Origin of the sequence: Paenibacillus shirakamiensis (assembly GCF_017874255.1) — a bacterium.
Taxonomy (GTDB): domain Bacteria; phylum Bacillota; class Bacilli; order Paenibacillales; family Paenibacillaceae; genus Fontibacillus; species Fontibacillus shirakamiensis.
In genome coordinates this window covers 563,017-584,134 of record NZ_JAGGLD010000001.1, presented here as the reverse complement: position 1 = coordinate 584,134, position 21,118 = coordinate 563,017, and the positions used below count along the sequence as shown (strand labels likewise).

27 protein-coding genes are annotated in these 21,118 nt (G+C 42.6%); all 27 read right to left on the bottom strand.

Features of this window, described 5'->3' with window-relative positions; genetic code table 11:
• Positions 1-156: 156 nt before the first annotated feature.
• The 27 genes from J2Z69_RS02775 to ypeB all read right to left on the bottom strand — a co-directional run bounded on the left by J2Z69_RS02775 (position 157) and on the right by ypeB (position 21,116).
• Entirely contained in the window at positions 157-345 is a 189-nt protein-coding gene (locus J2Z69_RS02775) for a hypothetical protein (RefSeq protein WP_209858931.1), read from the bottom strand.
• 65 nt (positions 346-410) lie between these two features.
• Entirely contained in the window at positions 411-1,250 is an 840-nt protein-coding gene (locus J2Z69_RS02770) for a CheR family methyltransferase (RefSeq protein WP_209858929.1), read from the bottom strand.
• Positions 1,241-1,684: a nucleoside-diphosphate kinase gene (gene ndk / locus J2Z69_RS02765; RefSeq protein ID WP_209858928.1), complete on the bottom strand. Its 444-nt coding sequence runs from the start codon at positions 1,682-1,684 to the stop codon at positions 1,241-1,243. The genes J2Z69_RS02770 and ndk overlap by 10 nt, the downstream gene beginning before the upstream one ends.
• A 98-nt stretch (positions 1,685-1,782) precedes the next feature.
• Positions 1,783-2,757 carry a polyprenyl synthetase family protein gene (locus tag J2Z69_RS02760; protein WP_209858926.1) on the bottom strand — a complete coding sequence of 325 codons (975 nt, stop codon included), beginning with the start codon at positions 2,755-2,757 and terminating at the stop codon, positions 1,783-1,785.
• A complete protein-coding gene (locus J2Z69_RS02755; RefSeq protein WP_209858924.1) occupies positions 2,754-3,614 on the bottom strand; it encodes a menaquinone biosynthetic enzyme MqnA/MqnD family protein in 861 nt (286 codons plus the stop codon). The genes J2Z69_RS02760 and J2Z69_RS02755 overlap by 4 nt, the downstream gene beginning before the upstream one ends.
• Positions 3,611-4,243, bottom strand: a complete 633-nt coding sequence (locus J2Z69_RS02750) for a UbiX family flavin prenyltransferase (protein ID WP_209858922.1) — start codon at positions 4,241-4,243, stop codon at positions 3,611-3,613. The genes J2Z69_RS02755 and J2Z69_RS02750 overlap by 4 nt, the downstream gene beginning before the upstream one ends.
• Positions 4,240-5,112 (bottom strand): UbiA-like polyprenyltransferase, encoded by an 873-nt coding sequence (locus J2Z69_RS02745; protein WP_209858920.1) that lies wholly within the window; start codon positions 5,110-5,112, stop codon positions 4,240-4,242. The genes J2Z69_RS02750 and J2Z69_RS02745 overlap by 4 nt, the downstream gene beginning before the upstream one ends.
• On the bottom strand, positions 5,105-5,830 hold the full coding sequence (locus tag J2Z69_RS02740; protein WP_209858918.1) for a demethylmenaquinone methyltransferase: 726 nt from the start codon (positions 5,828-5,830) through the stop codon (positions 5,105-5,107). Before J2Z69_RS02740 ends, J2Z69_RS02745 begins: the two co-directional genes overlap by 8 nt.
• A 20-nt stretch (positions 5,831-5,850) precedes the next feature.
• Positions 5,851-6,687 (bottom strand): heptaprenyl diphosphate synthase component 1, encoded by an 837-nt coding sequence (locus tag J2Z69_RS02735; protein WP_209858916.1) that lies wholly within the window; start codon positions 6,685-6,687, stop codon positions 5,851-5,853.
• Between the two features lie 127 nt (positions 6,688-6,814).
• Complete coding sequence (locus tag J2Z69_RS02730; protein ID WP_209858914.1) at positions 6,815-7,354, bottom strand: hypothetical protein; 540 nt, start codon at positions 7,352-7,354, stop codon at positions 6,815-6,817.
• Between the two features lie 155 nt (positions 7,355-7,509).
• Positions 7,510-7,740 (bottom strand): trp RNA-binding attenuation protein MtrB, encoded by a 231-nt coding sequence (gene mtrB / locus J2Z69_RS02725; protein WP_209858913.1) that lies wholly within the window; start codon positions 7,738-7,740, stop codon positions 7,510-7,512.
• A 99-nt stretch (positions 7,741-7,839) separates the two neighbouring features.
• Complete coding sequence (locus tag J2Z69_RS02720; RefSeq protein ID WP_209858912.1) at positions 7,840-8,112, bottom strand: HU family DNA-binding protein; 273 nt, start codon at positions 8,110-8,112, stop codon at positions 7,840-7,842.
• A gap of 216 nt (positions 8,113-8,328) precedes the next feature.
• Positions 8,329-9,807, bottom strand: a complete 1,479-nt coding sequence (spoIVA, locus tag J2Z69_RS02715) for a stage IV sporulation protein A (protein ID WP_209860455.1) — start codon at positions 9,805-9,807, stop codon at positions 8,329-8,331.
• A gap of 390 nt (positions 9,808-10,197) precedes the next feature.
• Entirely contained in the window at positions 10,198-10,941 is a 744-nt protein-coding gene (locus tag J2Z69_RS02710; RefSeq protein ID WP_245338925.1) for a DUF3939 domain-containing protein, read from the bottom strand.
• Between the two features lie 27 nt (positions 10,942-10,968).
• Positions 10,969-11,313, bottom strand: coding sequence for a 2Fe-2S iron-sulfur cluster-binding protein (locus J2Z69_RS02705; RefSeq protein ID WP_209858911.1), 345 nt, complete (start codon positions 11,311-11,313; stop codon positions 10,969-10,971).
• Between the two features lie 53 nt (positions 11,314-11,366).
• Entirely contained in the window at positions 11,367-11,954 is a 588-nt protein-coding gene (locus tag J2Z69_RS02700) for a nucleotidyltransferase family protein (RefSeq protein ID WP_209858910.1), read from the bottom strand.
• A 42-nt stretch (positions 11,955-11,996) separates the two neighbouring features.
• Positions 11,997-12,176 carry a DUF2768 family protein gene (locus J2Z69_RS02695; protein WP_209858909.1) on the bottom strand — a complete coding sequence of 60 codons (180 nt, stop codon included), beginning with the start codon at positions 12,174-12,176 and terminating at the stop codon, positions 11,997-11,999.
• Positions 12,177-12,320: 144 nt separating this feature from the next.
• Positions 12,321-12,596: a stage VI sporulation protein F gene (locus J2Z69_RS02690; RefSeq protein ID WP_209858908.1), complete on the bottom strand. Its 276-nt coding sequence runs from the start codon at positions 12,594-12,596 to the stop codon at positions 12,321-12,323.
• A gap of 66 nt (positions 12,597-12,662) precedes the next feature.
• The gene (locus J2Z69_RS02685; protein ID WP_281069375.1) at positions 12,663-13,703 is read right to left on the bottom strand and encodes an NAD(P)H-dependent glycerol-3-phosphate dehydrogenase; all 1,041 of its coding nucleotides are present in this window, start codon (positions 13,701-13,703) and stop codon (positions 12,663-12,665) included.
• A complete protein-coding gene (plsY, locus tag J2Z69_RS02680) occupies positions 13,696-14,307 on the bottom strand; it encodes a glycerol-3-phosphate 1-O-acyltransferase PlsY (protein ID WP_209858904.1) in 612 nt (203 codons plus the stop codon). The genes J2Z69_RS02685 and plsY overlap by 8 nt, the downstream gene beginning before the upstream one ends.
• Before the next feature lie 12 nt (positions 14,308-14,319).
• Positions 14,320-15,642: a ribosome biogenesis GTPase Der gene (gene der, locus J2Z69_RS02675; protein ID WP_209858901.1), complete on the bottom strand. Its 1,323-nt coding sequence runs from the start codon at positions 15,640-15,642 to the stop codon at positions 14,320-14,322.
• Positions 15,643-15,878: 236 nt separating this feature from the next.
• Positions 15,879-17,123, bottom strand: coding sequence for a 30S ribosomal protein S1 (gene rpsA / locus J2Z69_RS02670; RefSeq protein ID WP_209858899.1), 1,245 nt, complete (start codon positions 17,121-17,123; stop codon positions 15,879-15,881).
• A 137-nt stretch (positions 17,124-17,260) separates the two neighbouring features.
• Complete coding sequence (locus tag J2Z69_RS02665) at positions 17,261-17,845, bottom strand: lysophospholipid acyltransferase family protein (RefSeq protein WP_209858897.1); 585 nt, start codon at positions 17,843-17,845, stop codon at positions 17,261-17,263.
• The gene (gene cmk / locus J2Z69_RS02660) at positions 17,842-18,540 is read right to left on the bottom strand and encodes a (d)CMP kinase (RefSeq protein ID WP_209858895.1); all 699 of its coding nucleotides are present in this window, start codon (positions 18,538-18,540) and stop codon (positions 17,842-17,844) included. The genes J2Z69_RS02665 and cmk overlap by 4 nt, the downstream gene beginning before the upstream one ends.
• 95 nt (positions 18,541-18,635) lie before the next feature.
• Positions 18,636-18,884, bottom strand: coding sequence for a hypothetical protein (locus tag J2Z69_RS02655; RefSeq protein ID WP_209858894.1), 249 nt, complete (start codon positions 18,882-18,884; stop codon positions 18,636-18,638).
• 86 nt (positions 18,885-18,970) lie between these two features.
• Positions 18,971-19,624: a flagellar brake protein gene (locus J2Z69_RS02650; RefSeq protein ID WP_209858893.1), complete on the bottom strand. Its 654-nt coding sequence runs from the start codon at positions 19,622-19,624 to the stop codon at positions 18,971-18,973.
• Between the two features lie 130 nt (positions 19,625-19,754).
• Positions 19,755-21,116: a germination protein YpeB gene (ypeB, locus tag J2Z69_RS02645; protein WP_209858892.1), complete on the bottom strand. Its 1,362-nt coding sequence runs from the start codon at positions 21,114-21,116 to the stop codon at positions 19,755-19,757.
• Positions 21,117-21,118 lie beyond the last annotated feature (2 nt).

The window sequence follows — 21,118 nt, the reverse complement described above, 5'->3', positions numbered from 1 at the left end:
TTAAACTTTTAAACTGTAATAGGCTAAAATCCGATAATTTCTTTGCTCATTATAGTATGGTCAAGCCTTTTTGACAAGAAAACTGAGCTACTTCCTCATTACATACAAAAGGCGCGACATTCTCACACTGGGAGAATGACACGCCGTGATGTATTTTCATGTATTGCTAATTCTTAGAGATCCATCATTAACAGTCGCCTCATAATGCACACTCAACCGATCTGTATCCGATGCATTCTTTAGCAATGTATGTACCTGCTTTCCCTCCACACCAAGAATTTGGGCGCATTCATGCAGTGTGAGGAACCCTCGCTGATAGGCCACCATCACTTTTCTTTTATCCATAAGTCTGCCTCCGATGATGAACTGAATTAGTAACAGTATCGGAGTTAGCCAGAAGGAATATACCTTTAAATCCCAGCCATTTTTTTACGATAAAAGAATGTTTCGGACGTCTCTAGACCATATTTGGCCGGCGAAAATATTTGTTCTGTACTCCCTACAAACAGCATTCCACCAGGGCGAAGGGCTTGAGCAAACTTCATATACAGGTCGTGTTTGGCTTCTTCCGTGAAGTAAATCATCACATTTCGGCACACAATGAGATCAAAGTCCTGATCGAATCGATCCAAAAGCAAATTCTGCTTTTTGAACTGGACAGATTTTTTCAGATTCTCATCGAACCGGAACATCACTCCTTCAGGACGAAAATAACGTGTAGCAACCTGAGCAGGAACATCCTTAAGAGAACGATCCAGATAAAGACCTTCCTTAGCTTTAGCAAGTGCGCCTTCATCTAGATCAGAGGCTACCAGAGTGGTCTGCGATAAAAGCCCTAAATCAGCCATAATCATGGCTAATGTGTAAGGTTCCTCTCCCGTAGAACAGGCCGCACTCCAAATTTTCAGGCGTGGCTTCGTTTCAAGCAATTCAGGAAGGACCGTATCACGCAAAATCTCCCATCGATTAGGATTCCGCCAAAATTCAGATACATTGATAGTCATCTTGTCCAAAAATTCATGAAAGAGCTTTTTATCCTGCATCATAGCTGTAAAGAAGTCATCAAATGAGGTATACCCATTCTTCATTCGGAGTGTAGTTAGGCGACGTTTCATTTGGGCTTCTTTATATTGAGCGAGATCAATTCCGGTATGCTGTTTGACTTGACGAATAAATCCCGAGTAATCGGGATCTTGCGTGAATTCTTGTGACTTGTCCGGCGGAGCTACAATAGGCCGACTTAGATCCACGAATCCGTGCTTTTCTTATAACTTAAGATTTCGTGCGGAGCGAAGAAATTAGCAATCTCTCTTTCTGCGCTCTCCACAGAATCCGAACCATGAATCAAGTTAGAAGGCGTATGCGCCGCATAGTCACCACGGATCGTTCCGGGCTGAGCCTCTGTCACATTCGTCTTACCTATAACAATTCGAGATAAAGTCACAATCTCGTCGCCTTCCCATACCATCGCAAAGACAGGGCCGGAGGTAATGAACCTCACTAAATTATCGTAGAAAGCCTTACCCTCATGTTCTGCATAATGCTTTTTCGCTTGTTCTTCGGTAACTTGTACAGGTTTGGCAGCTACAAGCTTCAGTCCTTTGTCTTCCAGACGAGTAATGATTCGACCTACTAAGCCGCGCTGAACACCATCTGGTTTAACCATTAAAAACGTACGTTCCATAGGTAACCCTCCTAAATGGTCGCCGCCTGTTCCATATATCTATACATCAGGCGATCTCACTCCATATTTTAGCAGATATAACTTTAGGTGATAAGGGTCTAGTAGGCCCTTCTGTTGACAAAATAAGCAATTTCCTGCAAATGTTTTTTGGCTTTGTTGTCTTTGAGATGATGAAGCGCAGCAAGTGCCTTTTCAATGTAGCGATCCGCAAGCTGTTCGGCCTTTTGAATACCGTCGCTTCCCAAGATCATTTGAATAGCTCTAGAGGTGTCTGCTGAACCATCTTTCGCATGAATATTAGCAAGTTCTTGCAACAGTTCTTCTCTAAGTGCGGGATCTTGCAGTGCATAAAGCACAGGTAAAGTAATATTGCCCTGACGCATATCACTTCCTGGCGGTTTGCCCAGTTGCTTTTCTGTTCCTTTTAGATCTAGTAGGTCATCTCGAATCTGGAAGGCCATTCCCACGTTGTATCCGTATCGATATAAAAGTCTACTGATCTCTAAAGGGGCTTCAGCTGCTACAGCTCCGAGCTGGCAGCTCACTGCAATTAATAAAGCGGTTTTACGACGAATTCTTAATAAATAATTGCGAATGGATTGATCCGTATTGAAAAAATCTCGAATTTGTTCCATCTCACCGATAGACATCTGTACGAGTGCCTTGGATAATATTCGGTGAATCATAGGATTTTCCAGTTTGGACACTAGCGTCAGTGCCTTAGCATAAATATAATCGCCTGTATACATGGCGATTTTGTTATCCCATTTTGATTTAACTGTAGCTTTGCCGCGACGAGTACTAGCATCATCAATCACGTCGTCATGCACTAATGAAGCAGAGTGAATAAGCTCTAGTGGAACGGCAACATGCAGCAATCGTTCCAAATCGTAATGACCAAATTTACCGCCCAGAAGTACAAATACAGGACGTAATCTTTTCCCACCTGCTTTAAGCAAATGAAGAGAAGTTTCGCTCAGTAACTTCTGGTCTACATCGATACTGCTATAAAGTCGCTGTTCGACGTAGTCAATATCCTTTTTTAATGTACCGAAAATATCTAATATTTTCATTCTTTCACCCGTGTCAGCTTATTGTCACTCCATATATTCAATTGAACTTCCTTGCGAAGGAGTCCCATTTCATATGCATATCTAAAATATAATGCAAGTCCTGCTTGTTCTTTCGCACTAAAATCATGTCTGAGATGATTGAAATAATGACGCCAATATGATTCCGTTCCTCCAATTACTTGAATAGAACGCTGAATAACAGGCTCCATGTTCTGCTTACTCCTGCGTCTGCTTTCTTCAAAGGCTTGAACAACTTCATCTACCATGCGCGGATGATTCTCTGCGAAGGTCTTGGTCACGGTCCAGAGTGCAAAAGTCATACCGTATCCAGTCCATCTTTTCCAGAATTCCCCCAAATCCGTAACGATATAACCATGATCTGTCCATGAAGCGCGAATTGCATGATCACCGATTAACAAAGCACCATCACTATTCTTCATCATTTGTTCTAGATCAGGAGCACTATCCCAATACGACGGAGTGCCCTTTAGAGCTTTCTCTAAAATGATCTTCAACAGATTAATTGAGGTAGCAGAAGTATTCGTTAAGGCAAAACGCCCATTCACAATTTGCTCCAGTGGTTCTCTGGTAAATAACAATATGGAATGAACTGAACCGTCCGAACTTACGGAAAGATTCGGAAGAATGAGCAACTCCTCTTCTCCTACCCCATAAGCGAAAGAAGAAATCGGAGCTATATCTAGTGATCCACTAAGCATCATTTGATTTAGCACGGCCGGAACTTTAATGATCTGTTCAACGGGTTCAGAAAGATTTGATGAATCAAAATAGTGAAATACGGGCCACACATTAGTATAGTCGATCTGTCCCATACGTACACAATGTGATGGGTTCATGGCTGTCCCCCCCATCTAGTAAAAAGACTATGATCTATGTGGATACTGTCCAGTACTTTACCCACAAGAAAGGCAACCAAATCATCAATGGTCTTCGGGCCAAAATAAAAGGCCGGCATAGCCGGGATCATTTTCACGCCTAAGCGAGATAACTTAAGCATATTTTCTAAATGAATAGCATGTAACGGTGTCTCTCTAGGCACAAGAACCAGCGCACGTCCTTCTTTCATCATCACATCTGCTGCTCGTGTCATTAAGTTCTCCGAAGCCCCTTGCGCAATAGAGGATAGCGTTCCCATGGAGCAAGGCATAATGATCATGCCATCAACTCGGAATGAACCACTGGCTATAGAAGCGCCAATATCGGCGACAGGATGATACTGATAGCTTCCCGGAAGATTGCTGAAATTCTCAGCAAGAACCGCTTCTCGGTCTGAGGTCTGCCAGTGTAGTTCTTCTTTGATGACGCGCCACCCTGCATTAGAAATGATAATGTGCACTGTGAAACCCAGACTTAATAATACTTCTATTAATTTTACGCCATAAATAGAGCCACTAGCTCCAGTTATACCTACGACATAAGTTTTGTTCACATCTGAAGAGGTCAAAGTTGTCGAGTTCGTTGTCATGATCGATTCACCAACAAATCAATGAACGTGAACCCGAATACTACAATACTAAGCACCCCATTCATCCAAAAGAAAGCCGTTTGTAAGCGACTAAGATCTTTGGGCGATACAATGTAGTGCTCATAGAAGAGAATTAAATAGGCAATCAGCATTCCAGCTGCGTACCACCATCCCAAGTCGATCATTAAGAATAACCCTACAAATCCAAGTGCAGTTACGATATGAAATACTTTGGCAATGATTAAAGAATTAGCTACACCGAAGCGTGAAGGAATTGAGTTAAGTCCTTCCTTACGATCAAAGTCAATATCTTGACAAGCATAAACAATATCAAAACCTGCTACCCAGAACGTAATAGTGAAATAAAAGACCATCGCTGCCGCACTTACTTCCCCAGTAACTGCAACCCAGCCACCTAATGGAGCGAGCGCAATAGTTAGGCCCAGCACAACGTGACAAAGCCATGTAAATCTTTTGGTGAAGGAATAGATGACTAACATAAAGACTGCAATCGGCAACAACTTCATGGACAAAGAATTCAAGTTTGAGGCTGCCCAAAACAGAAGAATGAATGAAACCGCGATAAAAATAATTACTTCACTAATCTTCAGAAGACCCGCAGGTATAGCTCGTCCTGCTGTACGCGGATTTTTCTTGTCGCTTACACGGTCAATCAGCCGATTAAGTCCCATTGCCGCACTTCGTGCTCCGAACATAGCCATTAGCACCCAGCCCATCTGAGGCCAGGACGGTAGATGCCCAAGTACCACCATTGAACCTAAAAGTGCGCCCATAAAAGCGAAAGGAAGTGCAAAAATGGTATGCTCGAATTTAATCATTTGAAGAAAAACAACCGTCTTTTTAAACATCTGAATTCACCTTAATCCCAATATGTAATGCGGCTATACCACCGGTGAGAGGGTAAGCCTTAACTTGTGTAAGACCCGTTTCGGAAAATATTTGAGACAGTTCATGACGTCCTGGAAATTGAGCTAAAGAATCTGGCAACCATTTGTACTGTTCATAACGTTTAGCGAAAAATTTACCAAGCCAAGGAAGAATTTGCTGGAAGTAAAAATAATAAATGCCTTTGAACGGTTGCCATGTAGGCTTGGATAATTCTAGACAAACAACCATGCCTCCAGGTTTGACTACGCGGTTCATTTCGCTTAACACTTTACGTAAATCAGGAACATTGCGTAGACCAAAACCTATCGTTGCATAATCAAATGTATTGCTGGCATAGGGAAGTTCCATCGCATTGCCTTGTACAAGATCAATCTGTTGCTCTAGGTGTAGCTGATTTACCTTGGCATGTCCGACCTTCAGCATATTGTCACTGAAATCAAGACCTGAAATTTTGCCACCACTAGCCTGAGCCATACTGATAGTCCAATCACAAGTGCCACAGCATAAATCTACTGCTGTATCTCCAGGAGCCATCGCCATTTTCTTCATGGTGAACTTCCGCCACGCCTTATGCCGTCGGAAGCTAAGAATATCATTCATCAGATCATATTTTGGGGCGATGCTCTGAAATACCGAATGTACAAATTGCTCTTTTTGTTTTGACGATTGTGATTCCAATGGGCTTACCTCACCTTTCTCTAGGACACCTTGCCTGATTGTTCCATGCCTACAAAGATAGGGTTAACAATTCGAATTAATTCTTCGCGAAGTCTAAGATCCGAACATTCCCCCACAATGCTTTGAATTCGCTGAATTGATAATTGGATTTTGCTATCCAAATGAGATTCCACACTGTATGTATCCAGCATAGTGCTCCAGGCCTCTACGGTAAATTCATCCCTATCAACGTGCGTGTCCACCTGCATACTCAGCAGTTGCGAGACATACAAAGAACCTGAGTTCATCGCCGTACGTTCTTCTTGTAAGGTTTCAATCACACTAAGTTCAGAAAGAAGTTCAAGATAGCTATGAATGAGGTCTGAGTTCAGGCGCGAGCTGAATGTATGAAATAGCTCTTGTTTGAGCTCCGCTTTGTCATGCAGATATTCCTCAGCTGTCAGATTATGAATACCGAGCTTTGTATACAAATTCACTTTCTTTCGGTTCACTTCCGACACAGCTTGACTTAGTGTGGAAATCAACTGAATCTCGCCCACTTTAGATAATAATTCATAAAATGAGCTGCTAAAATAATCTCCCGCTAAAACATTTAACTGCCTAGCCCTCATCAGAGATTCTTCTTTACGAATATCCTCCGGGTCAATTAAATCATGGGTATCTAGTCCAAGTTGAACCAGATAGACTGCCAATACAATCGATTCTATATCATCTGGCCGAAAGGCCGATGAGTTCGATAGATAGGCGTAAAGCAAATGAACACGGATATCCGCAAAAGGCGGAAGTTCCGTGTGAGCCGTAATCATGTCGTATCCGACGTATTTAGTTGCCAATTCAGATATGCGATAAGGTTTCATTCTGTGCCTCCGAGCCGCTCTATACTGACGATGTCATTTTCCGTGTCTTAATCTTATATATTATAGCATAAGTTCATGGGGTGCGCACGAAGTCTGAATGAATCCTTCGCTTAGTCCTTTCTATACTTTAAGGGACAAAGCGAGTTTTCCATAAATTCGTCTCTGTAAATCTGAACCAACCTTTAATTTCAGGGGTCAACTCTTGGTCTCCCAGTGCTTCAAGTTCCTCAAGGGCCAACTCTGGCCATTCATCTCGACGAATGTCAGCTGCGAGTAGCAAATGCTTTTCCCCTACCCATTCATCTTCGGCCATGACTCTAATCAATAACTGATTGATGTTGCTTGTACGCTCAAAGGCAAAACGAATCAAAGCTGCTATATTCAAATAAACACGTGACATGTGTGTATTATTTTTGGTTATTTTTAAATCTACAGACAACATGTGATCATTCAGATCTGCCTTTGATAGGGGGAGCGAAAGAGGGAGCATAATCATCGCATCCACCAGATTGTCCTCTGAAAGGAGTCCCGGCTTCTCGCCTTGAGCAAATACCATCTGAGCATCATTTTTGTGGTTTTTCTTCCCTAAATTCGTAAAGCCTGCCATCATAATCGCTATAATTATTGTTCCGCATATCATTAGCCATATCCATCGCCATTTCCCCATGCCTACACCTTCTTCTCTTGGGCTCGTGCCCCTGGCACGTACAATAAAGCGCTATACCTCATTGTATACAGTTTGCCCAAAAGGAAGAACGTTCAAAAGCACTGGAATCTTAAGGGTGACTCTTGCGATTAAAAAAAGGCAGGCTAAGCCTGCCTTTACTCTTCTGTATCTACTACTCCATGTTTCGTCATGACGATGGCTTTGCCCCGTACTTTTACAGCAGAAGTATGATCAGTGAATTGCGCGATCAGCACTTCACCTTTGTCCAATTTCTCCGTATGATGAAACCGGGTATCCTTGCCTCTTGTTAAGCCAATGACTTGAACACCTTGTTCTTTCGCCTTAATGACAAAGTACTCTGTATTTTTCTGTTCTTGCTCTTCCATGCTCTTACACCTCCACGAATCCTACGAATCTTCTAAAAAGAAAGAAAAGGCCGTGAACATCTGCTCACGGTCTTTGGGTTCGGAAAGTATGTAGAAATCTTATTTGATTCCGTCTTTGAGTGCTTTACCCGGTTTGAAAGCGGGAATTTTACTCGCAGGGATTTCGATTTCCTCTCCGGTTTGTGGGTTGCGTCCTTTGCGTGCGGAACGTTCACGAACTTCAAAGTTGCCAAATCCCACTAATTGTACTTTATCTCCGTTTTGAAGAGCCTCGGAAATAGCTTCAAATACCGCATCAACTGCTTTGGTAACATCCTTTTTGGATAGTTCCGTAGATTCGGACACGTGTGCGATCAAGTCTGATTTATTCATCCTGTTTCACCTCCCCGAAAAGGAATAACTTCTTCTCTGCTATACTGTGTTTCCGTTTTGACCGAAAATATACATATCTTCGGAAGAACAAACTTATAGTAATACACCTACAACATAATTTCAAGGGATAATCCGCTTCTGGCTTGCGATTAGTATGCTTTTTCGCATAAAAATAGCCGATCCACCGCTAAAATGGACCGGCAAAAGCTAATGTAGTTAAAGGATGATAGCGATTAATCCACCTGAACCTTCATTGATAATTCGCCCTAAAGTTTCTTGTAATTTATAGCGAGCATTATCTGGCATTAGCGCTATTTTACCCTGTATGCCTTCTCTTACGATAGAGTGAAGCGAGCGACCAAAGATGTCAGATTCCCATATTTTAATCGGATCACTCTCGAAATCTTGCACGAGATAGCGTACAAGTTCTTCACTTTGTTTCTCCGTACCAATGATAGGAGAGAACTCCGATTCCACGTCGACTCGAATCATGTGAATAGATGGAGCCGTGGCTTTTAGCCGCACACCAAATCTAGATCCTTGGCGTATCAGCTCAGGTTCATCGAGAGCCATTTCTGCTAAAGAAGGAGCAGCAATTCCGTAGCCCGTTGTCTTAACCATCTCAAGTGCCTCAGCAAAACGATCATATTCGCGCTTCGCATGGGTAAAGTCTTGCATTAATTGTAGCAGGTGATCTTTGCCTCTGATCTCAACTCCAACCACATCGGTTAGAATCTGATCATATAGCTCATCTGGGGCGAACAAATCAATCTCTGCAACTCCTTGCCCCATATTTAAGCCACTGAGTCCGGCACGATCAATAAATTCATACTCTAGGAAATTACTCACTACTCTATCGACATCACGCAAACGACGGATATCCTTCACTGTATCTCGGACAGAATTCTCATAATTGCTACGTAGCCAGTGGTTCTCATTAAGAACCATTACCCAACTAGGAAGATTAACATTAACTTCATGAACAGGGAACTCATACAGAACTTCTCTGAGAACACCCGTTACGTCTTCCTCAGTCATAGTTGCCGCACTAAGTGTCAATACAGGAATATCATATTTTATAGCCAACTCATTTCTAAGTTGAAGAGCCTCTTCGCTCCGAGGGCGTGTCGAATTAATAATTAAGACGAACGGTTTCCCCACTTCTTTGAGTTCCTCTATAACACGTTCTTCGGACTCTATATAGGAATAACGGGGAATATCTGCAATTGTCCCATCTGTGGTGACTACAACACCTAGTGTGGAGTGCTCTTGAATGACTTTACGAGTCCCAATCTCCGCCGCTTCCTGAAAAGGAATAGGTTCCTCGAACCAAGGAGTAGAAATCATACGAGGACCGTTCTCATCTTCGTATCCTTTGGCTCCTTCGACTGCATAGCCTACGCAATCGACCAGTCTTACATTGACTTCAAGCCCTTCATCCACCTTAATTTGAACCGCGTTATTTGGCACAAATTTGGGCTCCGTGGTCATGATTGTTTTGCCTGCTGCACTTTGTGGAAGTTCATCTACTGCACGAACGCGATCAGCTTCGTTAGTAATATTTGGGAGAACTACAGTCTCTACAAACCTTTTTATAAAGGTTGATTTACCCGTTCGCACTGCACCGACAACACCTAGATAGATGTCTCCGCCGGTCCGCTCTGCGATGTCTTTAAAAATATCCACTTTCTCCAATGCCAATGAAATCCCCTCCTCAAATTTCGCCGAAGGAAAAATGCTTTTGAGAGCATCCGCTTCGTTATTCACCACAATCTTAATTACTGTTGCAACGGCAGAGCGCAGTTGCCCTTGCCCGTGTCCGCCGCCGGAAGTCGCTTGGAGAAAAAAGAACGAAGCGGCGTTAACTCGTACATGCCTTAGGACTAGTACCATCATATGTACCAGTTGAGAAAATATGACTGAAATATTCCGATAGAATGCATAGAATAGCACGCTTCTAGCTAGCCATGAGAGTCTATCCCTCAGCATTTTCCGCCATAGAATATATGTATGTGGAGCAGTCGGGAGTATGCATTTAATATATAGTAAATCACAAAAAAAAGACCCCTAAAGGAGTCTTATCTATTATAGATTTGGCTGTGGAACAGGCTGATTATTGACCCAATAATAAGGCAAAGAACGGACGGGAACATAGTAGGATTGATCTAATAAAAGATCCCGAATATCTTTTCCAAGCTCAGGTTTTGTTCCGGATTTTTGAACAGCTTGCATAAGATCAAAGGCATAATCTGGATATATAATTCCTTTTTTGTCCATTATAAAATCCACAATCTGGTTGGAATAAAAGCTCGTCCATGCATAAGATTCTCCATTTAAAACTTTCAAATCCACGGTGTAAATTCCAGGAGATTGTTCCTTAAACTCTGGAAGTTTGCCAGCATGCGCGCTCTTATATTTCGTTACTAACCTCTGAACATCATTAGTCTTCTGCACTGTAATCAGGTCCATCACTTTGACCGTAGGCTTGATCTCTTCGTTCTGAATTAAGAAGTAGACCGAACCACCCATTTCATACGCAGAAGAGGGGATCTCGTCTATGAATCCTTTCTTCTGGAGTTGATCCACATTGACTTTGTATTTCTCGTATTTTGGCGTATCCTCAGAAGCTGTCACAATAGGTAAAATACCCGTTTCCTTCTGAAACTGATCTACAGCCCGTTGTACGCGGTCCACACTCTCGCGGTAAGAGGCCTGCTGTCCTCCATTTTTGCCCGGATACATGCATCCACTCATAGAAAGGATGAACAGGGCGCATACCGTCATCAGAACAGTTGTGCGTAGAACTCTAATTCCATACCATGTATTCAACCGAATTCACCCTTTATCTAAATTACTTCACCAAAGATCATCATTTTGCTGCATTTCAAGTTGGCGACGGACCGCAGCTTTCAAAGGATCTTCTGGCAGATCTACATGACCGTTCCCAACGATTTTGGCCTGACAAGCAAGCCGGGTCCCTTGATCAATCAATTCTCCTAATTTGTGAAGTTCTGCTCTTTCAGGTGAAGAAAAAGAGGACGAAGTTTCTCCTATACTCACCTTGCACATAAGGCATCCCGCATTACCACCACACCGTGTAGCTATGAATATCCGAGCTTGACGTGCCGCTTGAAGTACCGTTGTCCCAGGACGAACCTTTACGGTCTTGTTCTGAGGACCGAACGATATCTCATAGTCCATAATACGCACGTCCTTTCCTTGAAGTATGTATTGCAATTTTGTATAACCACTACTTAGCCTATTACATCCAAAATAGAAGCACGATGTGCCTTTGACCAGCGATTGGATTGAAGTATTTCCAACAAAAGAGCTCTATGCTTATTAGCATTGTTCTTCAAAACCTCGGCTATAGGCACGTACCGATCAGGTCGATCTCTAAGCAAATTAAAAACATATTCATGCGCAAGTGGCATAAGATAAAGATGGTGTCCATTCATTTGAAGAGTCGGAGCCTCCTGCTTGAGCAGACCTCGAATATTCACACAATAGTGACTTCCTCCACTTCGAACTTCGAATCCTCCAACCAACTCTGCGGTATAGTTCCCAATTTCATAATGGCTTAATATAGATTTATATATTCCAGATGTGTCCAAACGAGGAGTATCCAAAGCCATGTAATTAAGCTTGTTATGTACATTTCCGATATCCTGTTCATCCATATAAATATCAATATCCCTCGGGGGTTGATGAACTTGAACACCTTGCAACCATAGGCTACAACTGCCTCCAATGAGCCAGTCTTGCTCATCCTCTAAATGCCTAGCAAGCTTCGTCAAGGATTCAGATAATGCATTAGATTGTATCTGCCACTCTACTTCCATCCATGGTACCTCACTTTATGCCCTAATTCTGTTGATGTAATGTTAAGTTATGGATACGACACCGACTAAAAAACCTGTAACCATAATAAGAAATGCGATAAGTGACAGTATACCCCTAACCCAGCCTTTCGTCTTGGACCTGGCAAACGTAATTAAAAAAACGGACAAGCCCATAACGAGAATAGCCGCGATGGATAGCCACATTTTTGTCATTGCATCCATGAAAAAGTTCCCCCAATATATCATGATATGAATCATATTATAGCATCCCCCTATTAAAAGGGCTACGAAAAAGCACAGATCAAAAAGACTCTGCATCCTAAAATGCAGAGTCTTCGTTGGCATAATGCCTATTCAAGAATGATTTTATTTTTTGATCATTAACTTCATTAATGCTTCCATGTTGCTAGGGTTCATTCCACTTTTCTTTACAGCACCCACGATTTCATTCATCGTTGCATCTGAGACCGGAACCTTAGCCATAGCAGACACTTGTTTGATTAATTGGCGAAGCTGCGCTTCACTCTGAAGTGTCGAAGGTTTCACCGTGCTGGCAAGTTTCTTCACAGCGCCTTCCGTGATCGTTTTCCCTGTCTTTTTGTTAATCGCGTTCAGGGCGTCTTTAGAAATGCTCTTGTTCATGTTCTCCCCTCCTCCGGCAGTCGTCACACTCAGTGTATGAGTTCCTGCCGAAAAGGGTGTAGGCTATTAGGTATGCCACTGCTCATAGGTTTCTTGAGACATCATTTCCATCTCATTCTTCTTATCTCGGCCCATGAGAGCCTCTACAGCCGTCTTAGTGTCCATATCCTCGAACAGCACATGATAGATCTGTGTAGCAATCGGCATCTGAACACCATATTTCTTTGAAATAGCCCTAGCTGCCTTCGTAGTTCGAATTCCTTCTACTACCATGCCCATAGAATTCAGAACTTCTTGCAAGGGTTTGCCCTGTCCGAGCAAAGAGCCAGCACGCCAATTCCGACTATGTTGACTTGTTGCTGTAACCACTAAGTCACCAATTCCTGCAAGTCCTGAGAATGTCAAAGGGTTCGCACCCATCTCCACACCAATGCGCGTGATTTCGGCTAGCCCTCTAGTTAACAAGGCAGCTTTAGCGTTATCTCCAAAACCTAGCCCATCTGACATCCCTGCTCCTAAAGCGATGATGTTCTTAAGAGCACCCGCAAGTTCAACACCAACTAGATCACGATTTGTATACACTCTAAAGTAAGTATTCATAAATAAGTCTTGAGCACGTCTGGCCTGAGCTTCTTCAAGAGATGCAACAACAACGGTCGTTGGACATTTCTTCACAACTTCTTCTGCATGGCTTGGTCCAGAGAGTACAACAATATGACCTTCACTGCAGCCAAGCTCTTCGGAGATTACCGTTGAAATTCTCTTCATCGATTCCGTCTCAAAGCCTTTAGTAGCATGAACCACTAACATATCTTCATGCCAGTACGGTTTAAGTTGCTTCGAAACCTCTCTTATGGCAGAAGAAGGGGCCACAATAATGACGGCTTCTACTTCATGTAGAGCTTCTTTCATATCTGTAAATGCTGTAATTAGAGGAGAAAGAGTTATATCCGGCAAATAGCGTTGATTGCTATGCTTGGTATTTATCTCGTTCATTTGCTGTTCATTCCGGGTCCACATATGGACCTGAATTCCCTTATCGGCAAGCACACTGGCTAGGGCCGTCCCCCAACTTCCTGCTACAAGAACAGCTGCTTTTTTAAACAACACGTTTTCCTCCCTTGGACCCGAGTTTGTTCTCTTTTCCATGCACAATTTTTACTATGTTGGTTCGATGCCTCCAAAAAGCAAAAACCCCAATAATAATGCTGGTCCAGAAATAAGGTCCCGTATCTCCTGCGATCGCCAAAAATACGGGTGTAAATCCTACAAACAATAAGGAACCTAGTGAAACATAACGGGTTAATATAATAGCTATAATGGCAATCAAACCTGCCCATAATGCTGGACCAAAGGCGAGTGTAACCATCACACCAATCGTTGTGGCAATCCCCTTCCCACCACGAAAACGAAAATAAAGCGGCCAATTATGTCCAATAATAGCCGCGATACCGCAAAGAGAAGGGATCCATTCGGATCCGTTGCCCAGCCATCGGCCAAGCCACACAGCGGCAATTCCTTTAAGGACATCCAGTACAAGTACTAGAATGGCTGGTCCTTTTCCCAATATTCTAAGCGTATTGGTAGCACCAGCATTTCCGCTGCCGTGCTGACGAATATCAATTCCTTTCAAGAGGCGTGCCAGCAAAACACTAAAGCTGACAGAGCCCAATAAATAGCTGATAATGACTGCAATAACGGATGGAATCACAAACTTTCTCCCCTAACCTTCATCAGACTTGCGTCGTGTGAACAAACGAATCGGCGTTCCTTCAAAATCAAAGGCTGCTCTGATCTTATTCTCTAAATAACGTTCATATGAGAAATGCATCAAATCCGGATCATTAACAAAAACAACGATAGTCGGTGGTTTGACAGTAACTTGCGTAGCATAGTTGATCCGCATTCTGCGGCCCTTATCCGTAGGTGGTGGGTTAATGGCTACCGCATCGGAGATAACATCATTTAATAGATGGGTTTGCACGCGTCTATTGTGTTGTTCAGCGACATGCTTCACGACAGGAAGCAACTTTTGTAAGCGTTGCTTCGTCAGAGCAGACAAGAACACAACCGGAGCATACGTCATGAACAAGAAATGATCTCTGATCTTCTGCTCGAAGTTTTTCATGGTCTTATCATCTTTTTCAACAATATCCCACTTATTGACTACAAATGCTGAGGCTCTTCCAGCTTCATATGCATATCCTGCGATATGTTTGTCCTGTTCAATGATTCCTTCTTCGCCATTAATAACAATCAGAACCACATCTGCGCGTTCAATCGCTTTCATCGCTCGCATGACACTATATTTTTCCGTAGTCTCATAAACCTTGCCGCGTTTTCTCATCCCAGCTGTGTCAATCAACACATAACGCTGACCATCTTTTTCAAAAGGAGTATCAATCGCATCGCGTGTAGTTCCTGCCACATCACTTACAATCACTCGCTCTTCTCCAAGGATAGCATTCACCAGAGATGATTTACCCACATTTGGTCTTCCTATGAGAGCCACACGAATAACGTCTTCATCATATTCTTCTTCTTCAAGCTCAGGAAGCTTCTCTACAATCGCATCTAGTAGATCGCCTACGCCCATACCATGACTTCCTGATACACCGATGGGATCTCCAAATCCTAAGTTGTAAAATTCGTAAATATGATCGGCTCTCTCCATATTGTCTACTTTGTTCACAGCAATGACAATGGGTTTGCCTGATCGATATAACAAATTCGCTACTTCTTCATCGGATTGCGTGAGACCAGATTTCGCATCACACATAAAGACAATAACATCTGCCTCTTCCATCGCAAGTTCTGCTTGCATACGGATTGACTTAAGGATCATATCTTCCCCATCCAGTTCGATACCCCCGGTATCAATAATACTGAATGATTTGCCATTCCATTCCCCAATACCATAAATACGATCACGGGTAATGCCTGGCTTATCTTCCACAATGGCCAATCTTTCGCCGATTATACGGTTGAAGACGGTAGACTTGCCCACATTTGGGCGACCTACTATAGCCACAACGGGTCTTGCCATAATGAACTCCTCCTAAAAAGTTTACGTAGAACTGTTTACATTTAATACTGACAAACTATAGTTAAAGTTTTGCCATGCAAAACAATTTTGTAAACCTAGACTTTTTGTTTTCGTTAACCATCATAGCAAAAAATAACTTGCTTGGCTAACCCATCCATTCCCAATTTTACAGGGATATAAAAAAATCGACGAACTCGTCACCGAGTCCGCCGATTACTTTACATAGTAGTTTAAGACTATTTAAGTTTGCTCAACTTGTCGCCAAAAATGTCTCCAAGCGTTACGCTTAGACCTTGATTGCTTAGAGAAACGTTAGGATTGTTGTTGATATCCTCACGGTTCACTCGATCCGCACCGCCGCCTCTTCTTTCGCTTCTTTCAGGCTTAGCAGATTGCGCTGGAGCTTCTTCAGTTTCTTTGATGCTCAAGCTAACACGTTTCTCAGAAGAGTTCACGTCCAACACTTTAACTTGAACGGTTTCGCCTTCTTTGAGAACTTCTTGAGGTGTAGCGATATGTTTGTGGGAGATTTGGGAAATATGAACCAAACCTTCTACGCCCGGAGCGATTTCAACAAATGCACCGAAAGTAACCAAACGTTTTACTTCACCACTGATGATGTCTCCAGTGTTAAATTGTTGTGCAGCTGTTTCCCAAGGTCCCGGAGTTGCAGCCTTGATACTCAAGCTAATCTTGCCTTTTTCAGGATCTACTTTTAGAACCTTAACTTTAACTGCGTCTCCTTCAGAAAGAACATCCGCAGGTTTGTCAATATGGTTCCAAGCGATTTCGGATACGTGAACTAAACCATCCACGCCGCCTACATCAACGAAAGCGCCGAATTGAGTTAGACGTTGAACTTTACCGTCAATCAATTGACCTTCTTTAATTTCGCCGATCAACTTTTGCTTGTTGGATTCGAATTCTTCGTCCAACACTTCTTTTGCAGACAAGATTACTTTATTGTTCTCACGGTCAATTTCTTTCACTTTTACGCGAAGTGTACGACCTTTGTATTCGATGAAATCTTCAACGAAATGACGTTCAACCATAGAAGCCGGGATAAAGCCACGAACACCAACGTCCGCAACAATACCGCCTTTAACAACGTCAGCAACTGTAACTTCGAAAGTCTCTTTGTTGTCAAAACGTTGTTGAAGAACTTCCCATGCATTTTCGCTATCAATGGCACGTTTGGAAAGAACAAGTCTTTCTTTCTCGTCGTCAATGCTAACTACTTTAGCTTCAACTTCTTGTCCTACTTCTACGGCATCCGAAGCGTTATCCAAGTGAACCGATGATAATTCACGAATAGGAATTACACCGTCATATTTATATCCAATGCTTACATAAGCTTGGTTGTCCTCGACTTTAACAATCGATCCTTTGACGGTGTCCCCTTTTTTCAAGGACACGACTTGCTCCAATTCATCTTGATTTGTCACTTCAGCATCATGCTGATCTTTAATTTCTTCCGACATCTCAATACCCTCCTCAATTCAAAACCCCATTTATTTAAACCCGCAGGAAGCGGAGTTCAAAACATGCAATATTGTTGTAGCTTTCCATATGTTCCCGATCTTCATGCATGGTCTTGACCCGGTTAAGTGTGGGTCTTCTAGCCGCGGGCTTTAAGCTCCGCGATATGAACCATAATTTTCTCGGTGGCCAGATCAAGTGCTTCTCCAGAAGGAGCATCTTTGAATTCTGACAAATCCACAGGCGCGCCGTAGACTACCTTCGTTTTTTTAAACATTTTATAATTGCCTATAATTGCTACAGGGATAACAACCGCGTTACTACGCAAAGCAAAACTTGCAGCACCTTTTTTCCCCATCGCATTCGCATTCTCACTTTGATTACGGCTTCCTTCAGGGAATATCCCCATAATATTGCCACTTCGTAATAAGTTGAGCGCTGTTTTGATAGATTCCTTGCTTACACCTCCACGTTTGACGGGAAATGCTCCAAGATTCCGAATCAGAGGACCAAGCACAGGTACTTCAAACAATTCGGCCTTTGCCATAAAATGAACCTTTCGATCCAATAAAATCCCAATCGTTGGCGGGTCAAAATTGCTGATGTGGTTAGAGCAGAGAATTACAGCACCTTCTTCAGGAATATGCTCAAGTCCACTTGCACGAAGTCTGAACAGGAGCTTATAGATTAATCTAAGAAGGGCACGGCATACCGTATAAATCATTTGCTTTCCTCTCTCCATCCACTGCGTTGTGCTAGAGATACAATAGCTTCGGTAACTTCCAAAGTATTCATCTCGGTTGTGTCCATCCAGATGGCATCATCTGCCTGACGAAGCGGAGAAATCTCACGTTGTTCGTCCAAATGATCTCGTGCTGCAATGTCATGCTCCAGTTGCTCCAGCGTGATCGATACGGAATCTTTCAATTCCATATAACGACGCCTTGCTCGCTCCTGTACAGTTGCTGTCATGAAAATCTTCACTTCTGCATCCGGGAGTACTGTAGTGCCGATATCACGTCCATCCATAACGACGCCTTTGCGCAAAGCCATTTGCCGCTGCAGCGATACCAGCTGAGTGCGCAGCCCCTCGATTTGCGCATATCGGGACACTTTGGCATTCACTGCGAGTGAACGAATGAGAGTGGTTACATTCTCCTCGTTAACAAGCACTTTCTGGCCATCTACACCAGGTATTAATTGAATAACCAAGTTTTGAGCCGTTTGAAGCACTTCTTGCTCTTCGTCAGGTTCAATTCCATGCTGAATCATATACCAGGTCACTGCTCTATACATAGCACCTGTGTCCACATATATGTAGGACAAAGCACTTGCCACCATGCGGGCGATCGTACTTTTGCCGGCTCCGGCAGGCCCGTCGATGGCAATGTTGATTTTCCCGTTAGATTCTGACTTCAACGGGGCATTCCTCCTCAACAAAGCCTCATTAAAAAAGCAGGCATTGCCTGCGACGTGAAAATTATACCACACAACAAGAGGGGATGCAAAAGCCTTCAGTGCCTTGATGATTTTTCCAAAACACGATTTAACGGGGGTAGCACGTCACCTTCATAATGATCTGCAGAGGACAAATAAGGCTTAAGCACTGGGATTTTAAGCAATCCTTGAAACAGAAAGAGAAGTACAACAAACAGAAAAATAGGCTTTACAATAAAGTGATTCATCTGATCGCTAAATGAAAGAAAAAGAGCCTCAAAGGGCTCTATATCTTCATTTATTTCTTCATTTTTAGTCTTGCTCATAGGCAACACGCCCTTCAAGTTAATGCCTATACTTTTCCCGGCGAATCCCTAGTTTATGCCTATTTAACATAGTTATATGGAGTCTTTTAACGATTACGAAAATCGAACTGGCGCTCAAAACAATAGCGAATTAATTTTTGGCGCTCAATATCGGCGATGTTACGGAACTTTAGCATTACTAGATTACGGCCAGTCTCAAGCTTTTTCATTCTTACAATCTCCGTCTCGATAGGCACATGTTCAATGGTACCATTTTTGTAAGGAAGCAATACCCAGCAATGCAGAAGCTCTTCCTCATTCAGCTTATAAGTAGGATCCACATAAAATGAGATCCCCCCTCCACCTACATCCTCCGTAAGCGCAATAAATCTCACATTTTTTTCAGTACGTACAGCGACTTCAAGTTCAGCAATTACTCTCAAAAAATTACGACGTTGCACTTTTGTAATGGAATCCAGTTCAGGCCTACGAATTCGAACTAACTGAATATTGTCACTCTTATAGCCAAGTACATATGTATTAAAATAGTGCTTAACCCCTTCATCATTGACAAAATACATGGACAATTCATCGCCCATATATAGTTTCTTCATTTTCCCGCCTTCTACAGGGATTGGCACTTCCATTAGTATGGAATCATCTTCCATTTCAGCAATTCTCGATTTGTATTCTTGCTTATTTTCTTTCTCTATCTCTGATGCAATTTGAATGTATACGTGGTCATTAATCTTAGGAAACAACCTTCTCACCGCCACAGGAATTTTATATGTATATGTTGGTAATTATAGCATGCAAAGCTGAATGTGCGAGAACATTTTAAAGACAAAAGACACCTCCCTTACCCCATAGGAAGATGTCCTTCAAAGTTGTTTATTTCAGCGTGGTTTCTTTACGTCCATCTCTAATTTCTTCTACCGCTTCTTCCTGACCATTATCGGCATTCAAGAAAATTCGATACTGTGACCCGTTGATACGACCACCGAATTCATAAGTCATGACTTTCTCGCCTTGGTCATTCTCAATTAAAGCCGTGCGATGATAAGTCACCTTAAGATCGGAGTTCAAAAACTTTTGTGCTTGAGCTAATGTAAGCTTTGGCGTAGTAACTTTGTTATCGTTTTGATGCTCATAGACATAGTCACTTGTCTGAAGTCCAATGATTTGTCCATTGTCTAAGGCTACCCTTGCGGACAGTTTCTCTGGGTAGATGTAGACATCACCTTTTTTAGAGACGAACGTAAGATTGGCGATATTCCCTAATTTATCGTATACCACCGTCTCCATGTCGCCATAGCCTTTGCTTTTCAGGAACTGTTTTGCCTTCTCATGCGCTTCCTGATCTGAAAGGGTTGCTTTTCCAAGCTGACGATTGTCATTATATGAAAGGAGATGTCCCCCATTACGAGTAAAGTCCATAGACAATGACTCTCCTGAACGTTTACCTGGCATAGACGCTGTAAAAGAAGCCCATTCGGTCCCTTTCCCATTCTCAATGACTTTAATAGTTGCTGCATGGTTCGTCTCAGAGAACGAGGCCGCCTTTTGCTTCACTTGTTCAATGGTTGTAGAGGGGCCTTCGAGTTTTTTGACTGATCTTTTGTTGTAAATACTCAATACGGAAGGTCCCCAGTCTAATTCAGGATATTCTCCCACCCGCTTATCTACAGTCTTAAAACCATCTACGATGGTATTATCCTGAGCCTTTTGCTCACTGGCCAGTGCTGTTTCTACATCCATCCAACGCAAGTGCTTATCGATGACTTTATTTTGAACTTTTTGAATTTCCGAAGAAATTTCGTTGGAGTTTTTGTACAGCGCTTTAAGGTTGCTCATCTCTTTAGAGGTCAAGGGATTCTTTGTTAAATCACGATTGGCTGTCTGGTAAGAAAAGCGGGAAATCCGAGATAAAAAATCTTCTGTCTTATTGAAATGCAGCAGCGTTAGCGGGAGTTGATTAATCTCGTTTTGAGCCTCACTAGTGATACGCCACACATTCATTAGGCCTTTACGATGCATTGAATTCGAGGTTGAAGCCACAGCAAGCGTATTCCCAAGCTCACCATGCAGACGATCTACGTGATAAGACAAATCGTGGAAAGTGCGTTGATATTGATTTTCCGCTTTAATAAGGATAGAATTCTTCTCCTGATTCTCCTGGTACCCCCATATTAAAGCCCCTACTAGCAAAACAGTTGCAACTGGGAATAAGACCCCACTGATTCTTGCATACATAT